Raw genomic sequence first — 20,600 nt, forward strand, 5'->3', positions numbered from 1 at the left:
TTTTTAAAGTTCCAAAATTAAACTTTATTTATAACTATTTTATCCTCGTTGCTATATATAAGTATTTTTTTGGAGACCGTAAATCCCATTTCTCCTAGCGCATTTGCATAATCAGTCAATTGATCGCTATGCCATATCTTTGGGCTTCCCGTTTTATAATCAACAATAACCGCAATGTTTTCCACGCTCATATTTATTCTATCCGGTCGCAAAACCAAACCATCTTTTGTAATTATGCTCCGCTCGTTATAAACCTTATCGGTTCCGTCAAACAACTTTTTTAAATCAGTATGTTGAATGATTTGAGAAATTGTTTTCTGTAAACTTTCAAAATCTTCCTTTGGAATAATCGCGCGTTCTTTTAATTCCATCAAAACTCTTTCTGCATCTGCTTCCGTGTGTATTTGAGCCATAGTATCGTGAAGTAAATTTCCTGCAGAAATAGCAGCAACTGTTTCTGTTTCCAAATAAACTTCTTCCGAAGAAACTATTTTCAATCCATGCCCTTTCGGATTGCTGGAAAGATACAGTGGTTCCATTTGGGCTACAACTTCTTTTACTTTTGAAATTTTCTCCAAATCTTTTCCGAATTCATAAATCATTTGGTCGCTATTCCACATTCCCTTTTGTTTCAGAAATTCCATAAAAAGATGGTTGTAGGTTGAAGGAATTCCGTCTTTTAATTCATTGGGCATTTCCGAAAAAACAAAGAGTTTTTCAATAGCACGCGTTAAGGTAACGTACAACAAATTAGTATTGTCCAATTCCAACTGACTTCGATGCTCGGCGTACATTTTTTCACCAATTTCACTGTAATTTGCAATCTCTGTTTTGTAATTAATTTGTGCTTCTTTAAAATTGAAATCTTTATTTTCCAATGGATACCAGAGTTTGTCAAACTTGCCATCATACAATTGAATATCTGCAAATGGAAAAATGACCACAGGAAATTCCAGCCCTTTGGCTTTGTGAATGGTCATTAACTGAACCGCATTTGTTCCTTCACTGGCAGGAATTGAAGCACTTTCCTTTTTGGTTTCCCAATGGTCCATAAACGAAATTTTATCGGCCTGCGGTTGTTGCTCAAATTCATAAACCAAATCCATAAAACCGAAAAGATAAGCATCTGCAAAATCAGCAATTTTGAATTTTTCAACACAGTATTCAAAAGCTTCGTAAAGCGAAACGGAGCGCATTTCGGCAAAGGTGAAATGAACACCATATTCCTTTAAGTTCTCAGTGAATTTCACTTCAGAAATATTTAGAAATTTGGTAAAAAAAGTATGTTTTTCGTCTGAGATTTTTAGGTGGTCATGCAATAAATCCAGTAGATTTATTTTTGCTTCATCATTTTTTGGATACAAGCAAAGCTGCAACGAAGAAACCAGCATTTGCACTAAAGTCGAGGACTGTAAAAGCAAGGTTTCCGAAGAAATTACCGGCACACCCTGTTCCATCAAAAAGGATCCAAGTGCAATGCCATCTGCTTTGCGCCGCGTTAAAATACAAATATCACTTTCCAAAAAACCTTTGCTCTTTACATTGCGGATTGTTTCGAAAACAAGGTTTGAATATGCTTCTTCCTTTTCGTCTTTATTTTGTTTCTCGATAAATTCAAACTTTACGTAACCATCTTTTTTATCGTTGCTCTTTTGTTTGTTACCATCCTGATACAATTTTCCGTGACCCGAATCAGCAAAATAAGAAGAAACGAAAGTGAAAAACTGGTTGTTGAAATCTACTATTTCAGAACAACTGCGGTAATTGGTGTCCAAAGGGAATACCTCCTTTTCCCGCTGAAAAGGATTTACATTTCCGTACAAATCCATAAACTGTTCGGGCAAACCGCCACGCCAACGATAGATGGATTGTTTGGCATCACCCACTAACAAAAGGCTTCCAGAGTTTGGCTCCAGTTGTTGCGACAGCGCGTTATCAATTAGCGGAATCAAATTCTCCCATTGTAATTTTGAGGTGTCCTGAAATTCATCAATAAAAAAGTGGCGATATTTTTCGCCCAAACGTTCGTAAATGAAAGGTGCCGGTTGGTTTTTTATTTCTTTGTTTATAAGTGAATTGAATTCTGAAATGGGCAAAATGTTTTTTTCTTCCTTTATGGTTTCTATTTCTTGGTTTACCAAATTTATTACTGAAAGCGGGGTAATATTTTTCAGCAAATTTTCAAACAAAAGCATTTGGAAAACCAAATCTTTTGATTGTTGAAAGTTTACAATAAAATTAGGTGTTAATTCATCGATTATAGCTCCAATTTCTGAAGAAATTCGTCCTGGATAAAGCGGTTTGTCGCCCATGGTTTCCTGCCATTTAGCGGTAAAATTCAGATCATATCTGCCAATTGCAAGGTTTTGAAAATGCTTGGGAAAATAACTTCCGCTGAAATCGTCAAACTGCAAGCCACTTTCTTCAATAAGCTGAAGTGTTTGCGAAGCGATGGATTTTATTTCTTCCGAAAGTTTTTTCTTTTTATGAATCAGTTGCTTTTTGAATTCGAGAAAATCTTCCAGCGATTTCTGTTTCAAAACCGAAACATGGTCCGCGTCATTTTCATCGTAAAGCAATTTGGCGGCATTGGCAATGTCTCGGGAAATGTCCCAAGATTTGTCATCGTCTGTTTTTTCCAAAGCAAAATCGAGCAATACTTTGGTTATTTCTTTATTTTCCCCGGCTTTGCTCAGTAATAAATCTACAGCCTCTGCCAATAGTTCGGGAGTGTCAAGTGTAACTTCAAAATTAGTTGCCAGTTTTAAATCGCGCGCAAATGTACGGATAAGCCGATGGTTGAATCTATCTATAGTTTCCACGCTAAACGCCGCGTAATTGTGCAATAGATTTTTAAGAATTTTCTGAGAGCGGGTTTGGATTTCTTCAAGATTCATCCCATTTTCCTCAGCAATTTTAAGCATCATCGGCAATGGTTCTGACACACTTTTTTCATTGCTGAAATTTACCAACGTTTCCACGATGCGCTGCTTCATTTCGGCAACTGCTTTGTTGGTAAATGTAATGGCCAAAAGGTGTTTGAAATAATCGTCGCTTTTGGCAGATAAAATTTGCTTTAGGTATTCTTTTACTAGTGTAAAAGTTTTCCCGCTTCCTGCCGCGGCATCATAAATTGAAAAGGAGGATGGTTTTTCCAAGGAATTGACATTTTGCACTAAAATAGTGTTTTTATGGCTTTACAATCAAATAAATCTATAGTAAGATAGAAATCTTATAAAAGCTATAACACTTTTAAAAACTGAGAATGTTTAAATTTGAGGGAATTTAGTAATAACCAGTATAAAAACGATATAATTATGTCTTTCGAATTACCAAAATTACCGTATGCTTTTGATGCATTAGAGCCAAACATCGATGCCCAAACGATGGAAATACACCACGACAAACACCACCAAGGTTATACCAACAATTTAAACGATGCCATAAAAGGCACGGATATGGAAGGAAAAACCATTGAAAATATTTTAATTAATCTTGATATGGAAAATAAAGCCGTCCGTAACAATGGTGGTGGATTTTACAACCACAGCCTTTTTTGGAAGGTAATGTCGCCAAACGGTGGCGGAAAACCTTCAGGTGACTTGGCCAAAGCCATTGACACTGCCTATGGAAGTTTTGATGCTTTTAAAGAGAAATTTTCTAATGCTGCAAAAACACAATTTGGTTCTGGATGGGCTTGGCTTTGCGTTCACAAAGGTGGAAAAGTAGATGTTTGCGCTACACCAAACCAAGACAATCCTTTGATGCCAAACGTTGGCTGCGGTGGAACTCCAATTTTAGGATTGGATGTTTGGGAGCATGCCTATTATTTAAAATATCAAAACAAGCGTCCGGACTACGTTGGTGCTTTTTGGAATATAATCAACTGGGATGAAGTCTCTGTTAACTACTCCAAGAATAAGTAGAGATTAATCAGACTATTTCAATCTAAAATCCGCGGTCACTTTCAAGGCTGCGGATTTTTTTTGGAAATATTTCAGAAAGAAAGGGCTCGTATAAGAATTGGAAAACGAAATTCTAACTCTGGTTGCTCGTCACCCCGAAGATTTACGGCATAAAAAAAGGCAAACGAGCGTCGGGAAAAAGAAGCGGCTCGCACAAAATTCGGAAAACGAAATTCAAACTCTGGTTGCTCGCCACCCCGAAGATTTACGGCATAAAAAAAGGCAAACTCACGTTTGCCTTTTTTTGCCCCAAATCTACCATGAACTTAACCTACTTATGCTAATGGTATATCCAAATATAGGGCAATAAAACATTCAAAATTATGGTTTTAGATGAATTGCCTGTTTTTTCGTTGAAAAGCCTATTTTGTGATTTTTAAGTCAAAAATTCAACGTTTAAAATTAAATTTTAACACTATTTATAAGAAAACAAAATTGATCTTAACCATTAAAAACTAGTATTAGAAGATATAATTTTAAAACCTACCGCAATTGCTTTATCTCAAAATAAAGATTAGATACTTCACAAAGTGGTTCGTAAGAAACTGAAAAGATAACTGAGACTCCAAGTGCTCGCCACCCCATATTTGGGGTATGAAAAAAAGCAGACCATAAGGTCAAAAAGAAGGGGGAAACGGCTCGCAAAAAAAATGAAAAAATTGCCGAGACTCCAAATGCTCGCCACCCCAATATTTGGGGTATGAAAAAAGGCAGACCATAAGGTCTACCTTTTTTGCCCCAAATCTTACCATAGACCTAACCTACTTACGCCTTATGGTAAGCTCAAATATAATTTAAGTTTAGGCACTAAAGCAGTGTTAATCAACAATTTCGATTAAGTGGATTGGGTTTCCGATAAACGGTAAGGGCTGTGTTAAAATTTAAAGAATTAATAAGCGCGTTCTGGATTTCCTTCGTAAAAGTTGATGTAGGCTCGGTTCACGACCCTATTTCCACCTGCCGTAGGATAGTTTCCAGTGAAATACCAATCGCCAAGATTTTTGGGACACGCCTTGTGAAGATCATCAACAGATTGAAAGATAAGTTTCACTTTGGCTTCTATACCTTCACCGCTAATTATCTCCGCAATTTTATCTGAAATCTCTTCATCTGTAAAAGGTGCGTAAAGTTTTTTCACGTGATTAATTACTGAAACATCCTCCATTGCAACTTGTTCTTTGCATTTGTGGTAGATTTCTTCAACTATTGAGTAAGTTCCGCGGTCTTTATGAAGTTCCAAAGCCGCCTGAAAAGCAACTAAATGCTCAAGTCTGGCCATGTCTATTCCATAACAATCCGGGTAACGGATTTGCGGAGCAGATGAAACCACAACTATCTGTTTAGGGTGAAGTCTATCCAGCATTTTCAGAATACTTTTCTTTAATGTGGTTCCACGAACAATACTATCATCAATGATTACCAAATTGTCCTCAGGTCTTACAACACCATAAGTTACATCATAAACGTGTGCAACTAAATCATCACGGCTGCTATCATCTGTAATGAAAGTCCGAAGTTTTACATCTTTTATTGCAATCTTCTCCGTACGAATTTTATGGGCTTGTATTTGCTGAAGTCTCTCTGGAGTTAATCTTTCCTTTTCATTTAGGATTGCTTCGTTTTTCTGTTTGTTCAGTTCGTCCTGTGCAGCTTCCAACATTCCATAAAACGAAGTTTCGGCAGTATTCGGTATAAAGGAAAATACTGAGTTTTCAGTATCAAAATTTATTGCTTTCAAAATTTTCGGCATTATCAGCCTGCCAAGCATTTTACGCTCCTGATAGATTTCGGCATCACTTCCTCGTGAAAAATAGATGCGTTCAAAGGAACAGGATCTGCGTTCCAAAGGTGCAAGTATTTCGGTAAGTTTCATACTTCCGTCTTTCTTGATAATAAGGGCGTGTCCAGGATCTAATTCTTTCACTTCCTCAAAAGGAACGTTGAAAACAGTTTGAATTGCTGGTCTTTCCGAAGCAACCACAATTACCTCATCATCTTGGTAATAATATGCCGGACGTATTCCTGCGGGATCACGAAGCACAAAAGAATCTCCGTGGCCCAAAAGACCTGCCATGGCATAGCCACCATCCCAATCAGCTGCAGATTTTCGAAGAATTTTCGCAACATTAAGGTGTTCGGCAATATAGGGCGAAGCTTCTTGCTTGTTAAACCCTTTTGCTTTTGCTTTTTTGTATAGTTTGCGAACAGCATCGTCCAAAAAGTGACCTATTTTTTCCATCACCGTAACGGTATCGGCCTTTTCTTTTGGATGCATTCCAAGCTTTATAAGGTTGTCGAAAAGCTCGTTGGTGTTGGTCATATTAAAGTTTCCAGCAATAATCAGGTTGCGATGCATCCAATTGTTCTGACGAAGAAAAGGATGAACATTTTCAACACTATTTATTCCGAAAGTTCCATAGCGTACATGGCCGAGGAGCAATTCACCTATATATGGAATATTCTTTTTTTGAGCAGCAACATCGTCTTTGTATTCTGGATGGTTTGTGAATTCAAGATTTATGCGCTCGTTTATCTGTGCAAAAATATCTTGAATAGGCTGTGCTGCGTTGGAGCGAACACGACTAATATACCTTTCGCCTGGAGATACATCCAATTTAATACTGGCAAAGCCCGCACCGTCCTGTCCACGGTTATGTTGCTTTTCCATCATTAAATACATTTTGTTTACTCCGTAAAAAGCGGTTCCGTATTTTTCCTTGTAATACTCCAAGGGCTTCAACAGTCTTACCAGTGCAATTCCACATTCGTGTTTTAACGCGTCGCTCATATTTTTCTGAAACTATATAAATGTACAAAAAACGCCCTGAAATTTCAGGGCGCGTATTTAGGTTAATTTGATATCAAATTGTGTCAGGCTTTTAAATTGCTGTATGCGCTGGTGCACTTCCTTATTTGTAAGGCTGAGCAATCTTTCTGGCCCAAATTTTTCTACACAGAACGAAGCAAGTGCAGAGCCGTTGATAATGGCATTCTTCATGTTTTCATAACTGTAATCACCGGTTCTTGCCAAATAGCCAGTAAATCCACCCGCAAAAGTATCGCCAGCGCCGGTTGGGTCAAAAACCTCACGCAAAGGCATAGCCGGAGCGAAAAACACATCGTCATCACTAAAAAGCAAAGCACCATGTTCTCCTTTTTTTATAACCACATATTTTGGTCCCATTTCCATAATTTTATGAGCAGCTTTTACCAATGAATATTCGCCGGAAAGTTGTCTTGCTTCTTCATCATTAATAGTAATCACATCTACCTTGGCAATAACTTGCATCAATTCATTCAAGGCGCTGTCCATCCAGAAATTCATAGTGTCAAGCACGATTAATTTTGGTGAATTCATCTGCTCGATAACGCCTAATTGGACGAGAGGATGAAGATTTCCTAACATAACTACTTCAGCATCGCGATAATTTTCCGGAACTTTTGGATTGAAATCAGCAAGCACGTTCAAATCTGTTATCAAAGTGTCGCGCGTATTCATATCATTGTGATATTTTCCGCTCCAAAAAAAGGTTTTTCCGCTTTCAACAATTTCGAGTGCTGAAATATCCATCCCGTTTTCTTCGAGCATTTTAAGGTCTTCCTTTGGAAAATCACCACCAACTATCGAAACAATTGCGCCATCAACCTTAAACTGCGAAGCCGCCAAACCTATGTAGGTCGCAGCTCCACCAAGGATTTTATCGGTTTTACCAAAAGGGGTTTCAATGGCATCAAAGGCAACGGTGCCAACTATTACAAGTTTGCTCATAAAGGGTTTTTAAAGAGGGTGCAAATTTAATGAATTATTTACAATTTCTAGCCTTTATGAATATGAACTAATAAACCCAAATTTTAAAAGTTGGGAAGGCCCAATAAATTAAAAAAATTGTAAATTCCGAAACTTTTAATTCCCTTTGAATGAAAAACTTATGCTTCCCGATTATCGCCCTTTTGTTTTTTCATCTTACGTATTCGCAAGAAGGTGTTTCTTTTAAAGAGAACAAACAATTGTATGTAAGGGGAAATTCTATCCTTATTGGGAATAACATTTTGGGCGATCATCCCACGGAACCTTTGATGGATATTAGCATTCCCAACGATGTTGTGAAAATGAAATATATAGATATAGATGCAGATGAAACGACATTCAGTTCTAGTGAAGCCACAATAAAAAATGTTCTTGGAAAACCAAAAATTGCACACGCCGCACTTTATTGGTGCGGATTATATCCTTCTGAAAAAGGAGCATTGCGGAAATCTGGCAATAAAATGATCCACGTGGGTCGCGGTGATAGAGATGGAGCGATAAATTCGATACTATTCAAAACCCCAAATGGAAGTTATGAAGCCTTAAGCGGAAAAGTAATTTTTGACAGCTACGACACTGAGGTTTTCACTACCAATTCACCCTATGTTTGCTATGCCGATGTTACAACAAAACTCCAAAGTCTTGCAATTCTTAACGGCACTTATACCGTTGCAAACATTAAAGCTACCGAAGGTGAAATTTCAGGCGGCGGCTCTGCGGGTTGGCTTCTATATGTTGTTTATGAAGATCCTTCGGAAAGTCCGAAATATTTCACAACCTATAATGGTCTGGTAGAAGTGAACAAAGAAGCTGTGGAGATAAACTTCAAAGGTTTTAAAAGCAAAGAAGAGGGAATCGTTACCACTACAATTGCTCTCGGAGCTATGGAAGGCGATCGAAAAATAAAAACGGATGAGTTTTCAATATTCGATAAAAAAGCAGGGCGTTATAAACCTTTAAGCAACAAACTAAGAGAAGAAAAGAACTTTTTCAATAGTTCAATTACTATGGGCGATGAATTCTTTACGGATCGAAATCCCAATAGTGCCAACACACTTGGTTTTGATTTGTTGAAAATGGAAATCCCAAACCCAAACAATGATTTTTTTGATAATGCCACTACCCAAGCCAATCTTCAGTTTCAAGCAAAAGCAGACCGTTTTTATTTATTTTTTGTCGCGTTTGAAACTGAAATAAATAAAGATTTTTTAGAAGAAAAAATAAAACCGGTGGCGGATACAATTATTAGTACGACTCCAATTGTGGAAATTCAAGATTCAATTGAAGAAGAGCCGTCAAATGTAATTGTTGCAGCTAAAGAAAAGGAAACCAAACCCATTCAAAAAAACACTCCTGCTATTAAAAAACCGAAAGAAAATGTAGTTCCCAAAAAACCTATTGTGCTTTCAGAAGAAGACAAAATAAAAAGAGAAGTTAGAGTTCAATCTATGTCGGTTCCTGGTTTGGCTTCTGGGTATTATCTTGTTACAAATGTTTTCTCTGTATCTGCAAATGCCACAAAGTGGTCACAGTTCTTAACGGAAAAAAGCTACAGCCCACAAACTTTTATCAATTCCAGAAACAACTGGAATTACGTTTATGTTGCAAATAACAATGCCTTAATGCCAGTATACGAAAAATGGAAACAGTATAAAGGCTTTGAATATTTTAAAGAAATTTGGATTATGAAAATTAATCTTTAGAACTGGCAACTGATAGAATTATTTCCGTCCAAAATCTGCAGGAATTTCACCCCATGCTTTGGTTTCCCACTTAACGACTTTTGTTTCGTATTTATTTATTTTTAGCCAATTCTCGGCTCGTTCAACCAATTCAAAAAGGGTTTTGTTTTTAGCAGATTGCTTTAGCTTTGTGTTGCACTTTTTCTTTTTTACCCAGCCCATCGCAATTCTAGAATCGCTGTAAAGAATACGGTCGCTGTTATTTTTTTTTAGAAATGCCAATCCGTGCACAAGCGCCAAAAACTCTCCAATATTATTTGTTCCCTGCTGAAAAGGTCCTTGATGGAAAAGTTGTTTTTGCGTTTGCGTATCCACCCCGCGGTATTCCATTTTTCCGGGATTACCGCTGGAAGCCGCATCAACAGCAATTGAATACAGATTTGGTTCGCCAATTTTTTGAAGTTGTTCTTTTGAAAGTGTTTTTTTTACGGTTTTCCCTTTGTAATCGGCAAATTCTTTATTGTAGGCTTTTTTGGCTTCATCAAAAGTTTCGAAGCTTTTGTATTGTGCGCCTTTTACACCATCAATAGAACGTTTGCACTCCTTCCAACTGCCAAAAATTCCTGCAGGATTTCCGAGCCAAACCACATAAAATTTCTGCTTTTTAGCCATCGCGGAGTACTTCTTCAATTATTTTCGGAAACCATTCGTATTCTAAAGTATGGATTTTTTCAGCGACGGTTTCAGCTGTATCAGTTTTGGAAAGCTTCACTTTTTTCTGTGAAATAATTGCGCCTTCATCATAATTTTCATTCACATAATGAATCGTTATTCCTGTCTCAGCTTCATTATTTTTCACAACAGCTTCGTGCACAAAATTGCCATACATCCCTTTTCCGCCGTATTTTGGAAGCAATGCTGGATGAATGTTTATCACCTTATTTGGAAATTCTTTCAGAATAATTTCAGGGAATTTCAGTAAAAAACCAGCCAAAACTATAAGATCAGGCTCAATTTCTTTCAAATTTTTCAAAATATCTTCTTCAGAAAACAATTCCTCTTTAGTAAAAGAAACTGAATTGACGTGAAGATTTTTGGCGCGTTCTAAAACTTTGGCATCCTTCTTGTTTGAAAGCACTAGAACGACCTCGGCAAATTGGGTTCGTTGAAAGTATTTAATAATGTTCTCGGTATTGGTACCGCTACCCGACGCAAAAATTACAATCCGCTTCTTCATTCCTGTTTCCAAAAGTTTTTCTCGAAGTAAATATTAACAAATAAAGTAACAAAAGTACGGCAATAGGGTTTTACTTCGCCCAAAATTGTTTAAATTGGTTTAATCTTTCTATACTATTATAAATTTTGGAAAGATGGAATGCGCAAAGAAATTAAGTGTTTAAAAGAAAAATTTAAACTATGCGCATTTGCTATTTCAGTTCAAGTGTGAAATTTTCAAAAATTAACAAGTTCACATTTTTAACATTAAATGGTGTTTTCAATTAAAATATTTTATTTTTGCCACTTATAATTAAATTTAAAAATCAAGAATTATGTCAGACATTGCATCAAGAGTAAAAGCGATTATCGTAGACAAATTAGGTGTAGACGAAAACGAAGTTGTAAACGAAGCCAGCTTCACTAATGACTTAGGAGCGGACTCCTTGGATACGGTAGAGCTTATTATGGAGTTTGAAAAAGAATTTGATATCCAAATTCCAGACGACCAAGCTGAAAATATTGCGACAGTAGGTCAAGCAATTTCCTATATAGAAGCAGCAAAATAACAATTCTTCTATGGAATTAAAGCGAGTTGTAGTTACAGGCCTTGGCGCCCTTACCCCTATTGGCAACAATATCCAAGAATATTGGGATGCACTTATTAGCGGGAAAAGTGGCTGTGCGCCAATAACTTATTTTGATACTGAAAAGTTCAAAACAAAATTCGCTTGCGAATTGAAGAATTTCAATGCAGAAGACCATTTTGATAGGAAAGAAGCCCGAAAATTGGACCGTTTTGCCCAATATGCACTTGTATCTTCAGATGAGGCTATAATAGACGCCGGAATAAACCTTGATGAGGTTGATAAATTCCGCGTTGGTGTAATTTGGGGAGCCGGTATAGGCGGGTTAGAAACTTTTCAAAATGAAGTAATAAACTTTGCAGAAGGGGATGGAACGCCACGTTTCAACCCCTTCTTTATTCCAAAAATGATTGCGGACATTGCGCCCGGAAACATTTCCATAAAGCACGGTTTTATGGGCCCCAACTACACAACAGTTTCGGCCTGTGCTTCCTCTGCCAATGCAATGATAGATGCATTCAATTATATCCGTTTGGGCCAGTGTGACGTTGTTGTTACAGGTGGAAGCGAGGCAGCGGTAACCATGGCCGGTATGGGCGGTTTTAATGCCATGCACGCTTTGTCAACCCGTAACGAAAGCCCAGAAACGGCATCGCGTCCTTTTGATGCGACACGTGATGGTTTTGTATTGGGCGAAGGCGCTGGAGCGTTAATCCTTGAGGAATATGAACACGCTAAAAAACGTGGTGCAAAAATTTATGCAGAAGTTGTTGGCGGTGGTATGAGTAGTGATGCTTACCATATGACAGCCCCACATCCAGACGGAATTGGTGTAGAACGCGTAATGCTTAATTGTTTGCAAGATGCCAATATGAGTCCTGAAGATGTGGATACTATAAACACTCACGGAACTTCAACAATGCTTGGTGATGTTGCAGAATTAAAAGCAATTGTAAAGGTTTTTGGTGAACACGCTAAAGACATCAATATCAATTCAACAAAATCTATGACCGGACACCTTTTGGGCGCTGCCGGTGCTATTGAAGCAATTGCCTCTATCTTGGCAATGAAATACGGGATTGTTCCACCTACCATTAACCACACCACGGTTGATGAAAACATTGATCCTTCCTTAAACCTTACCTTAAACAAAGCTCAAAAACGCGACATAAAAGTAGCTATGAGCAATACTTTTGGGTTTGGCGGGCACAATGCTTGTGTTCTCTTTAAAAAACTTGATGCCTAAAATAATTAATGGCTTCCATAAAAAACATATTTTCTTCCCGTACTGACAAGGACGGGGAATTTTTCAATTCCCTAAAAAAAATATTAGGGTTCAAGCCTAGAGACATTTCCATTTACAAAACTGCGTTTACACACCGCTCCACAAATGAGAAAAACCTTAATGGCCAACCCCAAAACTACGAAAGACTTGAGTTTTTGGGTGATGCCATGCTAGGCGCGGTAATCGCTGCACATTTGTTCAAAAAAGTGCCAAGCGGCAACGAAGGTTATTTAACCAAAATGCGGAGTAAAGTAGTGAGCCGCGAACATTTAAACGAACTGGGACGCGATTTTCAATTGGTGAAATTTTTAAAAACAACGGTCCCGACTCAGCAGTTCAGTGGAAATATTTACGGAAACGTCTTTGAAGCGCTCGTGGGTGCAATTTATTTAGACCGTGGTTTTAAATATTGTGAAAAATTCATCCAAAAAAGAGTCATAAAACCTTATGTTGACATCAAAAAACTGGAAGGAAAAGTAATCAGTTACAAAAGCCTTTTTATTGAATGGTGCCAAAAATATAAGAAGCAATTCAACTTTGAAATCTATGAAGACAATGGCAAAGATGAATTAAAACATTTTGCCGTCCGACTAAAACTTGAAGACGAAGTAATCACTAAAGCACGCGCAACTTCTAAAAAGAAAGCCGAAGAACGTGCTGCAAAGAGAGCTTTTTATAAACTTAAGATAAAGGTAGATTCAGAAACGTCTTAAATTTCCAGATTATTTTTACATTAATTGTTCTCAACATTCCCAGCTTATTTAGTTAATACCCCCAAAGTTCCCTATTTTTGTATAAAGACTTGTGGTAGCAAAACAATTGCCTCCATAGCATCTATAGTATCAAAGAAATATGGTCCATCACAAATTGGATATGGGAGAGGAATTTGAAGAGCCCTATACGCTCATCGCTGTTCATTGTGGTGAAGAAGAGTACAAATTGGCTTATTTGATGAACCAACACCTAAATACGCGCTTCCAAAGAAGAAGAATAGACATTGATTTTCCTTCTGAAGGAATGATGGTAACATTTCCAATCTTCGATTTTTTGGACGAATTTAATTATAGCCAATTTTATCTTGTTGCCAATAAATGTAGAATCGTAGAGGCAAGTTTGCAAAGTTCCGGCGGCCTATTTTCAGAAATCGGTTCAGAAAAAGACCATTTTCTGCTATCAGAGTTTAAAAAAGTAGATTATTTTCTGAAAATTTATTCAGACTTTGAAAATGTTTCGCTGCAATCTTTAGTTTCACAAATAAACAATATAGAACAGATTGTTTCTGCTTATGTGGTAGAAACAGATACTATAAAATCTAAGAACAATTTAATTTTCGATTAAATGTCAGATAAAAAAAGAACCAAAATAGTGGCTACCCTTGGCCCTGCAACTTCTAGCAAAGAAATCTTGAAACAGATGATTTTGGAAGGCGTGGACGTGTTTAGGGTGAATTTTTCGCATGCTGATTATGCCACGGTAAAAAAGACTATTAAAACCATCCGGAGCCTTTCCGAAGAACTTGACACGCACGTTGCCATTTTGGGCGATCTGCAAGGCCCAAAACTTCGCGTGGGGATAATGAAAGAAGAAGTTATTGTGCAACCAGGCGATGAGCTTTCCTTTATCACCGGTGCTGAATTTGAAGGCACCAAGAAAAAGGTTTATATGAATTATTCCAATTTTCCAAAAGACGTAAACCCAGGCGAGCGTGTACTTTTGGACGATGGAAAACTAATTTTTGAAGTACTTGAAACCAACCGAAAAGATGAAGTAAAAGTAATGGTAATCCAAGGCGGTCCGTTGCGTTCCAAAAAAGGCGTAAACCTTCCAAATACTAATATTTCACTCCCGGCACTTACGCCAAAAGATAAGGCAGATGCTATTTTTGCTATTGAACAAAAAGTAGATTGGATTGCACTTTCCTTTGTTCGCCACGCCGAAGATTTAAAAGAATTACAAGCGTTGATTGAAGCGCATTCGGAATATAAAATTCCTATAATCGCTAAAATAGAAAAGCCCGAAGCTGTCGAAAACATTGACAAAATAGTAGCTTATTGCGACGGTTTGATGGTGGCACGTGGTGATTTGGGTGTGGAAGTTCCCGCAGAGCAAGTTCCGTTGATTCAAAAAGAATTGGTGCTTACTGCAAAACGTGCGCGCATTCCAGTAATCATCGCCACCCAAATGATGGAAACGATGATAACTTCACTAACGCCAACTCGTGCCGAAGTGAACGACGTTGCAAACTCGGTAATGGACGGCGCCGATGCGGTTATGCTTTCTGGCGAGACTTCCGTTGGAAATTATCCCGTTGCTGTTATAAAAACAATGACGAAAATTCTGAAAAGCGTAGAAAATTCTGAATTGATACGTGTGCCGCAAGAACCGCCACAGATTAAAACCAATCGTTACGTTACAAAATCAATTTGCTATCACGCGGCACATATGGCCAATGAAATTGAAGCCCAAGCTATTTGTACTTTAACAAATAGTGGCTATACTGCTTTCCAGATTTCTGCTTGGCGACCTTCGGCTTTTATTTTAGCATTTACTAGTAACAAGCGCATTCTCGCCCGTTTAAACTTATTATGGGGCGTAAAAGCATTTTATTACGATAAATATGTAAGCACCGATGAAACCGTGGACGATGTAAACCGAATTGCTTTTGAAAAAGGCTATGTGCACAAAGGCGATTATTTAATAAACCTTGCGGCAATGCCTATTGTGGATAAAGGAATGGTGAATACGTTGCGGGTTACGCAGGTGAAATAAAATTATTCTTTAATAATTTTTTGGACAAAATCTCCGTTATCAGTTACCAAATGTAAAAAATAAATGCCGCTACGAAGCGCTGAAATATCCAGTTGCTGAATATTCCCGTTTTGTTGAATAACTTTTTTACCCAATACATCAAATATAATAGCACTTACAATATTTTCAGTTTTTGAGCCTATAAAGACCAAACCTTTTGTTGGATTTGGATAAACCTTAAAATTGTTGGTTTCATTTTCCTCAACTCCCAAAATAGTATAATTTTCATACCAAGCTATTTTATTGTCGTTCTGTGAAGAACCAATTACGTCCATATCTCCATCATTGTCTATGTCGGCAGTAATTACAGAACGGGGCGACTGGACTTCTGTAGTTATTGTCTGTTTTCCCCCGAAACTACCTAGACCGTCAACATTTTCAAACCACACCACCTCACCTCCAAAGGTTTCTATGCTTGTGGCAAGTACATCCATGTCGCCATCATTATCAAGATCGGCTGCGTACACTGCGAATGCAGTGGGCAGAGAGCTTGTTATTATATTCTTCGCCCCAAAATTTCCTAGACCGTCAAGGTTTTCCTGCCACGCAATCTCATCGTCTCCGTTTGAAGCTGAAAAAACGTCCATATCGCCGTCGCCATCAGCATCGGCAACAAAAAGCATATTTGCATAAACCGAAAAATCGCGTATTACCCGAAGGGATCCAAAATTCCCCAAACCGTCCAAATTTTCATACCAGAATATCCTTACGGTGTTAGGGGCAATCCCATTACTCACTACATCAAGATCTCCGTCACCGTCCAGATCGGCAGCCACAACGGATCGCGAATTTGATATATCGTTGTCTATAATTTTAGTCGCACTAAAATTTCCGTTACCATCAAGATTTTCATACCATGCCAGTCCAGAGACATCAGATGCCGAGACCACATCGTTATCACCGTCACCATCCATATCTACAGCAATTGCCGAAAAAGCACCCTCAGCATTACCGGCAATCTGCTTTAGTGAGCTAAAGTTTCCTAGCCCATCTAAGTTTTCAAACCATACAACTTTATCTAAAAGGGAAGATGTTGCCAATACATCCATATCGCCGTCATTATCTAAGTCTTCCGCATAGATTGATTTAGCTTCACTGAAGAGTCCAATAAGATTCAAAGAGCTAAAAGTGCCATAGCCATCCAAGTTTCGATACCAAGCAATATTATTTTCAGATCTTGAGGCTGATAGAACATCTATTTTTCCATCGCTGTCAATATCAACTGAAAAAACAGCTACAGGAAGCTGGGGTTCTGTAGAAATAATTTTTTGAGGCCCAAATTGTGAATATCCATTAAAATAAACAAATGATAAAAAAAATAGTAAGTATCGCATCTTTTAATATTTAAAAGAATGGCTCTAATTTTCTTAGAGCCATTCAAAAAAGTAAAGTTTAATTTTCCTTAAAAATAATATCTTGGTCTGTAGCTCCATCAAGATATGTTTTTTCTATTTTATAAAGCCCCGGATTTAATTCATCAATTAGCGTAGGGTTGTTTATTCCCAATGAATCCTTTGGAGTTACAGTAACATTTCCATTTAAAACGCCATCATTAAACTTCGTAACGCTTCCCCACCCCGGTTTATGATTATAATTGTCATAACATCTACGGGTTAATTGTCCATTGGCAATACAGGGCGAGATAAGATCAATAAATATGGCAGTGTGGTTGGGATGGGTAATTATACTAAAATCTGTTTCATATTTACTAATAGTTAAAACTGCATTGTTGTTATAATAAAAAGAGGTGTTGTTATAATCTGAAGGCAGTGGGCAATCGCAACTGCATTCAAAAAATTTATAATCGAACCCCGGCTGGAACAAAGGCTTAAAATTAACTGGATTGCCTTGCGTACTGCTGTAAAAATATTCACCGGCATACGGTTCATAAAGTGAGGATACATCTGTTAGGACAGCATTGAAATGGCCTTGATCTATGGTATTTCGCATCCGTATTCCTTGGCCCATCGTTAGGTATTTTTCTATACAACCCAAACCATTGTCACTGCTTTTCATTGTATTTATAATATCTTCAGGAAATATATCATATGGAGTATTCATTTCAAAACAATTATCGGTTTCTTGCCCCACATATTCACAATTAGTATTAGTATTATTAGCGTCGAAACCTCTATGAGCATTAGTGTCAACAACTCTATCACCCGCGGTGATTGCATTAAAACATATATCACCCGAATCTCTGGTAGTGTGTTCGGAAGTAGAATTGGTATGTATAAGGCCTAGGTTATGGCCGATTTCGTGTGGTAACAAGTGTGTTAACAAACCAGCAGAACCAACCCCACAATTGGTTGAAATGATTGCATCGGCAATGCCTCCGCCAAAGGATGACCATCCATAAGCATAGACATTCAATGCGTTTTCATCATTGTAGCCGTTATCAATGGCCCAATCAACCATGTCGAAATACTGGGATATGGTTTCTAGTACATAATACCCAGTCGGATCACCTTCTACTACAGGACTATCAAATTCTTCAAATCCACGGTATTTAAAATAAATTCCGAACTGGTTATATAGAATATTCAAATTGGCTATTCCCTGCAAAACATCATTGGCTCTATTAAGAAAATCATTGACACCGTTAGGGTAATTAACACCCCAAAATCTTACGTTAAAAACTATAAGTTCACAATTATCAAATTCCGCAGGGTTTGTAGAATAACTGTACACACCATCAGAATCGGGCTGTGTGGGCTCAGGAGTTCCGCATCCATCATTGTTTTGTTGCGCACTCATAAAAAATACATTTAGCATAAATGTACAAAAAAGTAATCTTAAAAATAGTTTGGTTGGTTTCATAAAAACAGTATTTAGTTAAACAATAATTTAATTAGCTAAATAACTGGGGAGAAAACCAAATATAGAATAAAAAAATTTATGTAGTACTATAAGGTTACCATAATTAATAAATATTCAAAGAATTTGCTTACATGCCATTTGTAAGTGAAGAACAAATTTTAAAACTTAAAGCGAACCTCCCGGATCGCTTGGGTTTGGCTATAAAAATGGCAAGAAAAAGAAAGAATCTCTCCCAAACAGAACTGGCAGAACTCACTTTAAAAGACAGGCAATATATCTATAAAATCGAAAAAGGTAAGGTTACACCCAATATTGTTACCATAGGCGTAATAGCAAAAGCATTGGATATTTCTATTTCAAAATTATTGGAAGATTTGTAAAACATTTGAACTTTAATCCGAAACTTCAACCTTTTCAAGTTTCATCCCGCCAGTTTCTTTTGAGATAGTAACCGTGTACCCAAAACCTGTCGTTTTGTAGTTATAAACTATTTTCTGAAGTTCGTTGTCGTTTCTCGAAATCTGCAGTTCGCTGATAAAATCAGTTTTCTTTTTCTCTCCATTTTGTTGCGTTTCATTATTCGAGCCTTTCGGGTTTGGAAAAGCAAACGCCTTTGGAATTGCAAAAAGTTGCTGAGCCGAAAAAAACGCTTCGTGCCACTTATCGGTAGGTAAAATAAGTGTTTCGGCTTTGGTAGGTTTGCTTGCCGTGCCGCCCGTAGCTTCGGAATAATTCACTTTTGGAAAATCTTTCTTTAGTTCTTCAGAATAATTTTTTGCGGAAGCATCTTCTCCAGGAGGGGAAAATTTCGACAGAAAACCATTAAAAGCAAATCCTTTTTTGTTGTTGTATTCTACCTCATCCATCGCACCATTTATTCCGCCAACATTCATTGTTGTCTTTCCTTCAGCATTCACAATTTTTACTTTCGTGCCCAAAGGCATCACGGCAACCTTTGCACTTTGAAGATTTGGAAATTCCCGCAATGTCAAACCACTTACTGCGGCAACATACATTGCGTCAGGAATAGTTTCAGCGGGAATAGAATCTGTAACAGCGGTTTGGGTTTCTTCGCTAGTTTTGGCGTCGTTTTTACAGGAAAAAAGGAAAGTGAAACCTGCAAGCGCAAGGAAGGAAAAAGCTACGGTCTTCATAGTTTGGAGTTTTAAATTAGTTAAAGATAAGTAGCTTTCAATCATATTTAAAATTTTTACCGTTTTCCTCCCCTTTTTTGGGGGAGGTGCCGAAGGCGGAGGGGGCTTTAAAATTCAAGTTTTAGTTGTACGTCAATTGACTCCTTCGGAACCTCCTTTTTCTTTGGGGTTTCGTTGTTTAGGTGTGAAATTGAAATGCCCAACAACCGTACCGATTCCTTCATTTTTTCCTGAAATAACAATTCTTTAACCACTTCTAAAATTAATTCTTTGGAAGCGATAAAAAGTGGCAGTGTTTTGCTGCGGGTTTGCAATGTGAAATCGCGGTATTTAATTTTCAAGGTTACTGTCTTTCCGGCAAGTTTGCTGCGTTTCAATCTATTCTCTACTTCGGAAGCGATTTCTTCGAGTCGTTCCATCATAAAAATTTCAGAGGAAATATTTTCTGAAAACGTATGTTCCGCCGCTAATGATTTCTGCGTTCGTGAAGGTTTCACTTTACTGTTGTGAATGCCGCGAACAACGTTGTAATAGAAACTACCACTCTTTCCAAAGTTCTCTTCTAAAAATTCAAGCGATTTTCCCTTTAAATCCTTTCCAGTGAAAATACCGATGCGGTACATTTTCTCTTTGGTTACCTTTCCAACTCCATAAAATTTCTTTACATCTAACGTCTCCAAAAACGGAATTACTTCCTCGGGACCAATTGTTTTTTGTCCGTTGGGTTTGTTGATGTCGCTGGCAATTTTTGCTACAAATTTGTTTACAGAAATTCCTGCAGAAGCATTCAGTCCTGTTTTTTCTTTAATTTTTTTCCGAATTTCAGTTGCAATCATTGTAGCACTCGGATTACCTTTTTTGTTTTCAGTAACGTCCAGATAAGCTTCGTCCAGCGAAAGTGGTTCTACCAAATCGGTATATTCCAAAAATATCTTTCGGATCTGTTTTGAAACTTCTTTGTAACGGTCAAAATTCGTTCTCACAAAAATAAGTTCAGGGCAAAGTTTACGAGCCATTGCACCGCTCATTGCACTACGAACACCAAACTTTCGCGCTTCATAACTTGCAGCACTTACCACGCCACGGGCTGAACTTCCTCCTACGGCAACAGCTTTTCCACGCAATTCGGGATTATCCAACTGCTCAACGGACGCATAAAAAGCGTCCATATCTACATGAATTATTTTACGAAGAGGCATTTCGTCTTGCATCCTACAAATTTAATATCTTTAACGTCTGGTTTATGTGTAGTCGAAATCTAATTTCAACCAAATAA

The 20,600-nt window shown here is 37.6% G+C and carries 17 protein-coding genes; 8 read left to right on the plus strand and 9 right to left on the minus strand.

Annotated features, from left to right (window positions below; genetic code table 11):
- Nucleotides 1–17: 17 nt before the first annotated feature.
- On the minus strand, nucleotides 18–3,158 hold the full coding sequence (locus ESU54_RS00220) for a UvrD-helicase domain-containing protein (RefSeq protein ID WP_146743954.1): 3,141 nt from the start codon (nucleotides 3,156–3,158) through the stop codon (nucleotides 18–20).
- Between the two features lie 159 nt (nucleotides 3,159–3,317).
- Here ESU54_RS00220 and ESU54_RS00225 point away from each other — a divergent pair, with 159 nt between their 5' ends.
- A complete protein-coding gene (locus ESU54_RS00225; RefSeq protein ID WP_111843117.1) occupies nucleotides 3,318–3,926 on the plus strand; it encodes a superoxide dismutase in 609 nt (202 codons plus the stop codon).
- Nucleotides 3,927–4,854: 928 nt separating this feature from the next.
- Here the strand turns inward: ESU54_RS00225 and ESU54_RS00230 are convergent.
- Together ESU54_RS00230 and ESU54_RS00235 are read right to left on the minus strand one after the other, a co-directional pair.
- Nucleotides 4,855–6,753, minus strand: a complete 1,899-nt coding sequence (locus tag ESU54_RS00230; protein ID WP_111843115.1) for an amidophosphoribosyltransferase — start codon at nucleotides 6,751–6,753, stop codon at nucleotides 4,855–4,857.
- 57 nt (nucleotides 6,754–6,810) lie between these two features.
- On the minus strand, nucleotides 6,811–7,734 hold the full coding sequence (locus tag ESU54_RS00235; protein WP_111843114.1) for a PfkB family carbohydrate kinase: 924 nt from the start codon (nucleotides 7,732–7,734) through the stop codon (nucleotides 6,811–6,813).
- 149 nt (nucleotides 7,735–7,883) lie between these two features.
- Between ESU54_RS00235 and ESU54_RS00240 the strand changes: the two genes are divergently transcribed.
- Nucleotides 7,884–9,476, plus strand: coding sequence for a hypothetical protein (locus tag ESU54_RS00240; protein WP_111843113.1), 1,593 nt, complete (start codon nucleotides 7,884–7,886; stop codon nucleotides 9,474–9,476).
- An 18-nt stretch (nucleotides 9,477–9,494) separates the two neighbouring features.
- Here the strand turns inward: ESU54_RS00240 and ESU54_RS00245 are convergent, their stop codons facing one another.
- Together ESU54_RS00245 and purN are read right to left on the minus strand one after the other, a co-directional pair.
- A complete protein-coding gene (locus ESU54_RS00245; protein ID WP_111843112.1) occupies nucleotides 9,495–10,127 on the minus strand; it encodes a ribonuclease H1 domain-containing protein in 633 nt (210 codons plus the stop codon).
- Nucleotides 10,120–10,692 carry a phosphoribosylglycinamide formyltransferase gene (gene purN, locus ESU54_RS00250; protein WP_111843267.1) on the minus strand — a complete coding sequence of 191 codons (573 nt, stop codon included), beginning with the start codon at nucleotides 10,690–10,692 and terminating at the stop codon, nucleotides 10,120–10,122. The genes ESU54_RS00245 and purN overlap by 8 nt, the downstream gene beginning before the upstream one ends.
- Before the next feature lie 313 nt (nucleotides 10,693–11,005).
- Here purN and ESU54_RS00255 point away from each other — a divergent pair, with 313 nt between their 5' ends.
- The 5 genes from ESU54_RS00255 to pyk all read left to right on the plus strand — a co-directional run bounded on the left by ESU54_RS00255 (nucleotide 11,006) and on the right by pyk (nucleotide 15,311).
- The gene (locus tag ESU54_RS00255) at nucleotides 11,006–11,239 is read left to right on the plus strand and encodes an acyl carrier protein (protein ID WP_014781833.1); all 234 of its coding nucleotides are present in this window, start codon (nucleotides 11,006–11,008) and stop codon (nucleotides 11,237–11,239) included.
- A gap of 10 nt (nucleotides 11,240–11,249) precedes the next feature.
- Nucleotides 11,250–12,503, plus strand: a complete 1,254-nt coding sequence (gene fabF / locus ESU54_RS00260) for a beta-ketoacyl-ACP synthase II (protein ID WP_111843111.1) — start codon at nucleotides 11,250–11,252, stop codon at nucleotides 12,501–12,503.
- A gap of 8 nt (nucleotides 12,504–12,511) precedes the next feature.
- A complete protein-coding gene (gene rnc / locus ESU54_RS00265) occupies nucleotides 12,512–13,255 on the plus strand; it encodes a ribonuclease III (protein ID WP_111843110.1) in 744 nt (247 codons plus the stop codon).
- Between the two features lie 139 nt (nucleotides 13,256–13,394).
- The gene (locus ESU54_RS00270) at nucleotides 13,395–13,880 is read left to right on the plus strand and encodes an IPExxxVDY family protein (protein WP_111843109.1); all 486 of its coding nucleotides are present in this window, start codon (nucleotides 13,395–13,397) and stop codon (nucleotides 13,878–13,880) included.
- Nucleotides 13,881–15,311 carry a pyruvate kinase gene (gene pyk / locus ESU54_RS00275; RefSeq protein WP_111843108.1) on the plus strand — a complete coding sequence of 477 codons (1,431 nt, stop codon included), beginning with the start codon at nucleotides 13,881–13,883 and terminating at the stop codon, nucleotides 15,309–15,311.
- A gap of 2 nt (nucleotides 15,312–15,313) precedes the next feature.
- Here pyk and ESU54_RS00280 read toward each other — a convergent pair whose 3' ends face one another.
- Together ESU54_RS00280 and ESU54_RS00285 are read right to left on the minus strand one after the other, a co-directional pair.
- Nucleotides 15,314–16,684, minus strand: a complete 1,371-nt coding sequence (locus ESU54_RS00280) for a T9SS type A sorting domain-containing protein (RefSeq protein WP_111843107.1) — start codon at nucleotides 16,682–16,684, stop codon at nucleotides 15,314–15,316.
- 58 nt (nucleotides 16,685–16,742) lie between these two features.
- Nucleotides 16,743–18,107 carry a zinc metalloprotease gene (locus ESU54_RS00285; protein WP_111843106.1) on the minus strand — a complete coding sequence of 455 codons (1,365 nt, stop codon included), beginning with the start codon at nucleotides 18,105–18,107 and terminating at the stop codon, nucleotides 16,743–16,745.
- A 194-nt stretch (nucleotides 18,108–18,301) separates the two neighbouring features.
- Between ESU54_RS00285 and ESU54_RS00290 the strand changes: the two genes are divergently transcribed.
- Nucleotides 18,302–18,550 carry a helix-turn-helix domain-containing protein gene (locus ESU54_RS00290; RefSeq protein ID WP_111843105.1) on the plus strand — a complete coding sequence of 83 codons (249 nt, stop codon included), beginning with the start codon at nucleotides 18,302–18,304 and terminating at the stop codon, nucleotides 18,548–18,550.
- Nucleotides 18,551–18,562: 12 nt separating this feature from the next.
- Here the strand turns inward: ESU54_RS00290 and ESU54_RS00295 are convergent, their stop codons facing one another.
- Both ESU54_RS00295 and dinB read right to left on the minus strand, forming a co-directional pair.
- The gene (locus tag ESU54_RS00295; RefSeq protein ID WP_146743952.1) at nucleotides 18,563–19,324 is read right to left on the minus strand and encodes an SH3 domain-containing protein; all 762 of its coding nucleotides are present in this window, start codon (nucleotides 19,322–19,324) and stop codon (nucleotides 18,563–18,565) included.
- Nucleotides 19,325–19,431: 107 nt separating this feature from the next.
- Nucleotides 19,432–20,535 carry a DNA polymerase IV gene (gene dinB / locus ESU54_RS00300; protein ID WP_111843103.1) on the minus strand — a complete coding sequence of 368 codons (1,104 nt, stop codon included), beginning with the start codon at nucleotides 20,533–20,535 and terminating at the stop codon, nucleotides 19,432–19,434.
- Nucleotides 20,536–20,600 lie beyond the last annotated feature (65 nt).

Source organism: Aequorivita antarctica (genome assembly GCF_007997155.1).
GTDB classification, from domain to species: Bacteria; Bacteroidota; Bacteroidia; order Flavobacteriales; family Flavobacteriaceae; genus Aequorivita; species Aequorivita antarctica.

What these genes read in the sequence shown, in the direction of transcription:
- ESU54_RS00225 (WP_111843117.1), top strand. Translation starts at nt 3,318, where the DNA reads ATGTCTTTCGAATTACCAAAATTACCGTATGCTTTTGATGCATTAGAG.
- ESU54_RS00230 (WP_111843115.1), bottom strand. Translation starts at nt 6,753, where the DNA reads ATGAGCGACGCGTTAAAACACGAATGTGGAATTGCACTGGTAAGACTG.
- ESU54_RS00235 (WP_111843114.1), bottom strand. Translation starts at nt 7,734, where the DNA reads ATGAGCAAACTTGTAATAGTTGGCACCGTTGCCTTTGATGCCATTGAA.
- ESU54_RS00240 (WP_111843113.1), top strand. Translation starts at nt 7,884, where the DNA reads ATGAAAAACTTATGCTTCCCGATTATCGCCCTTTTGTTTTTTCATCTT.
- ESU54_RS00245 (WP_111843112.1), bottom strand. Translation starts at nt 10,127, where the DNA reads ATGGCTAAAAAGCAGAAATTTTATGTGGTTTGGCTCGGAAATCCTGCA.
- purN (WP_111843267.1), bottom strand. Translation starts at nt 10,692, where the DNA reads ATGAAGAAGCGGATTGTAATTTTTGCGTCGGGTAGCGGTACCAATACC.
- ESU54_RS00255 (WP_014781833.1), top strand. Translation starts at nt 11,006, where the DNA reads ATGTCAGACATTGCATCAAGAGTAAAAGCGATTATCGTAGACAAATTA.
- fabF (WP_111843111.1), top strand. Translation starts at nt 11,250, where the DNA reads ATGGAATTAAAGCGAGTTGTAGTTACAGGCCTTGGCGCCCTTACCCCT.
- rnc (WP_111843110.1), top strand. Translation starts at nt 12,512, where the DNA reads ATGGCTTCCATAAAAAACATATTTTCTTCCCGTACTGACAAGGACGGG.
- ESU54_RS00270 (WP_111843109.1), top strand. Translation starts at nt 13,395, where the DNA reads ATGGTCCATCACAAATTGGATATGGGAGAGGAATTTGAAGAGCCCTAT.
- pyk (WP_111843108.1), top strand. Translation starts at nt 13,881, where the DNA reads ATGTCAGATAAAAAAAGAACCAAAATAGTGGCTACCCTTGGCCCTGCA.
- ESU54_RS00280 (WP_111843107.1), bottom strand. Translation starts at nt 16,684, where the DNA reads ATGCGATACTTACTATTTTTTTTATCATTTGTTTATTTTAATGGATAT.
- ESU54_RS00285 (WP_111843106.1), bottom strand. Translation starts at nt 18,107, where the DNA reads ATGAGTGCGCAACAAAACAATGATGGATGCGGAACTCCTGAGCCCACA.
- ESU54_RS00290 (WP_111843105.1), top strand. Translation starts at nt 18,302, where the DNA reads ATGCCATTTGTAAGTGAAGAACAAATTTTAAAACTTAAAGCGAACCTC.
- ESU54_RS00295 (WP_146743952.1), bottom strand. Translation starts at nt 19,324, where the DNA reads ATGAAGACCGTAGCTTTTTCCTTCCTTGCGCTTGCAGGTTTCACTTTC.
- dinB (WP_111843103.1), bottom strand. Translation starts at nt 20,535, where the DNA reads ATGCAAGACGAAATGCCTCTTCGTAAAATAATTCATGTAGATATGGAC.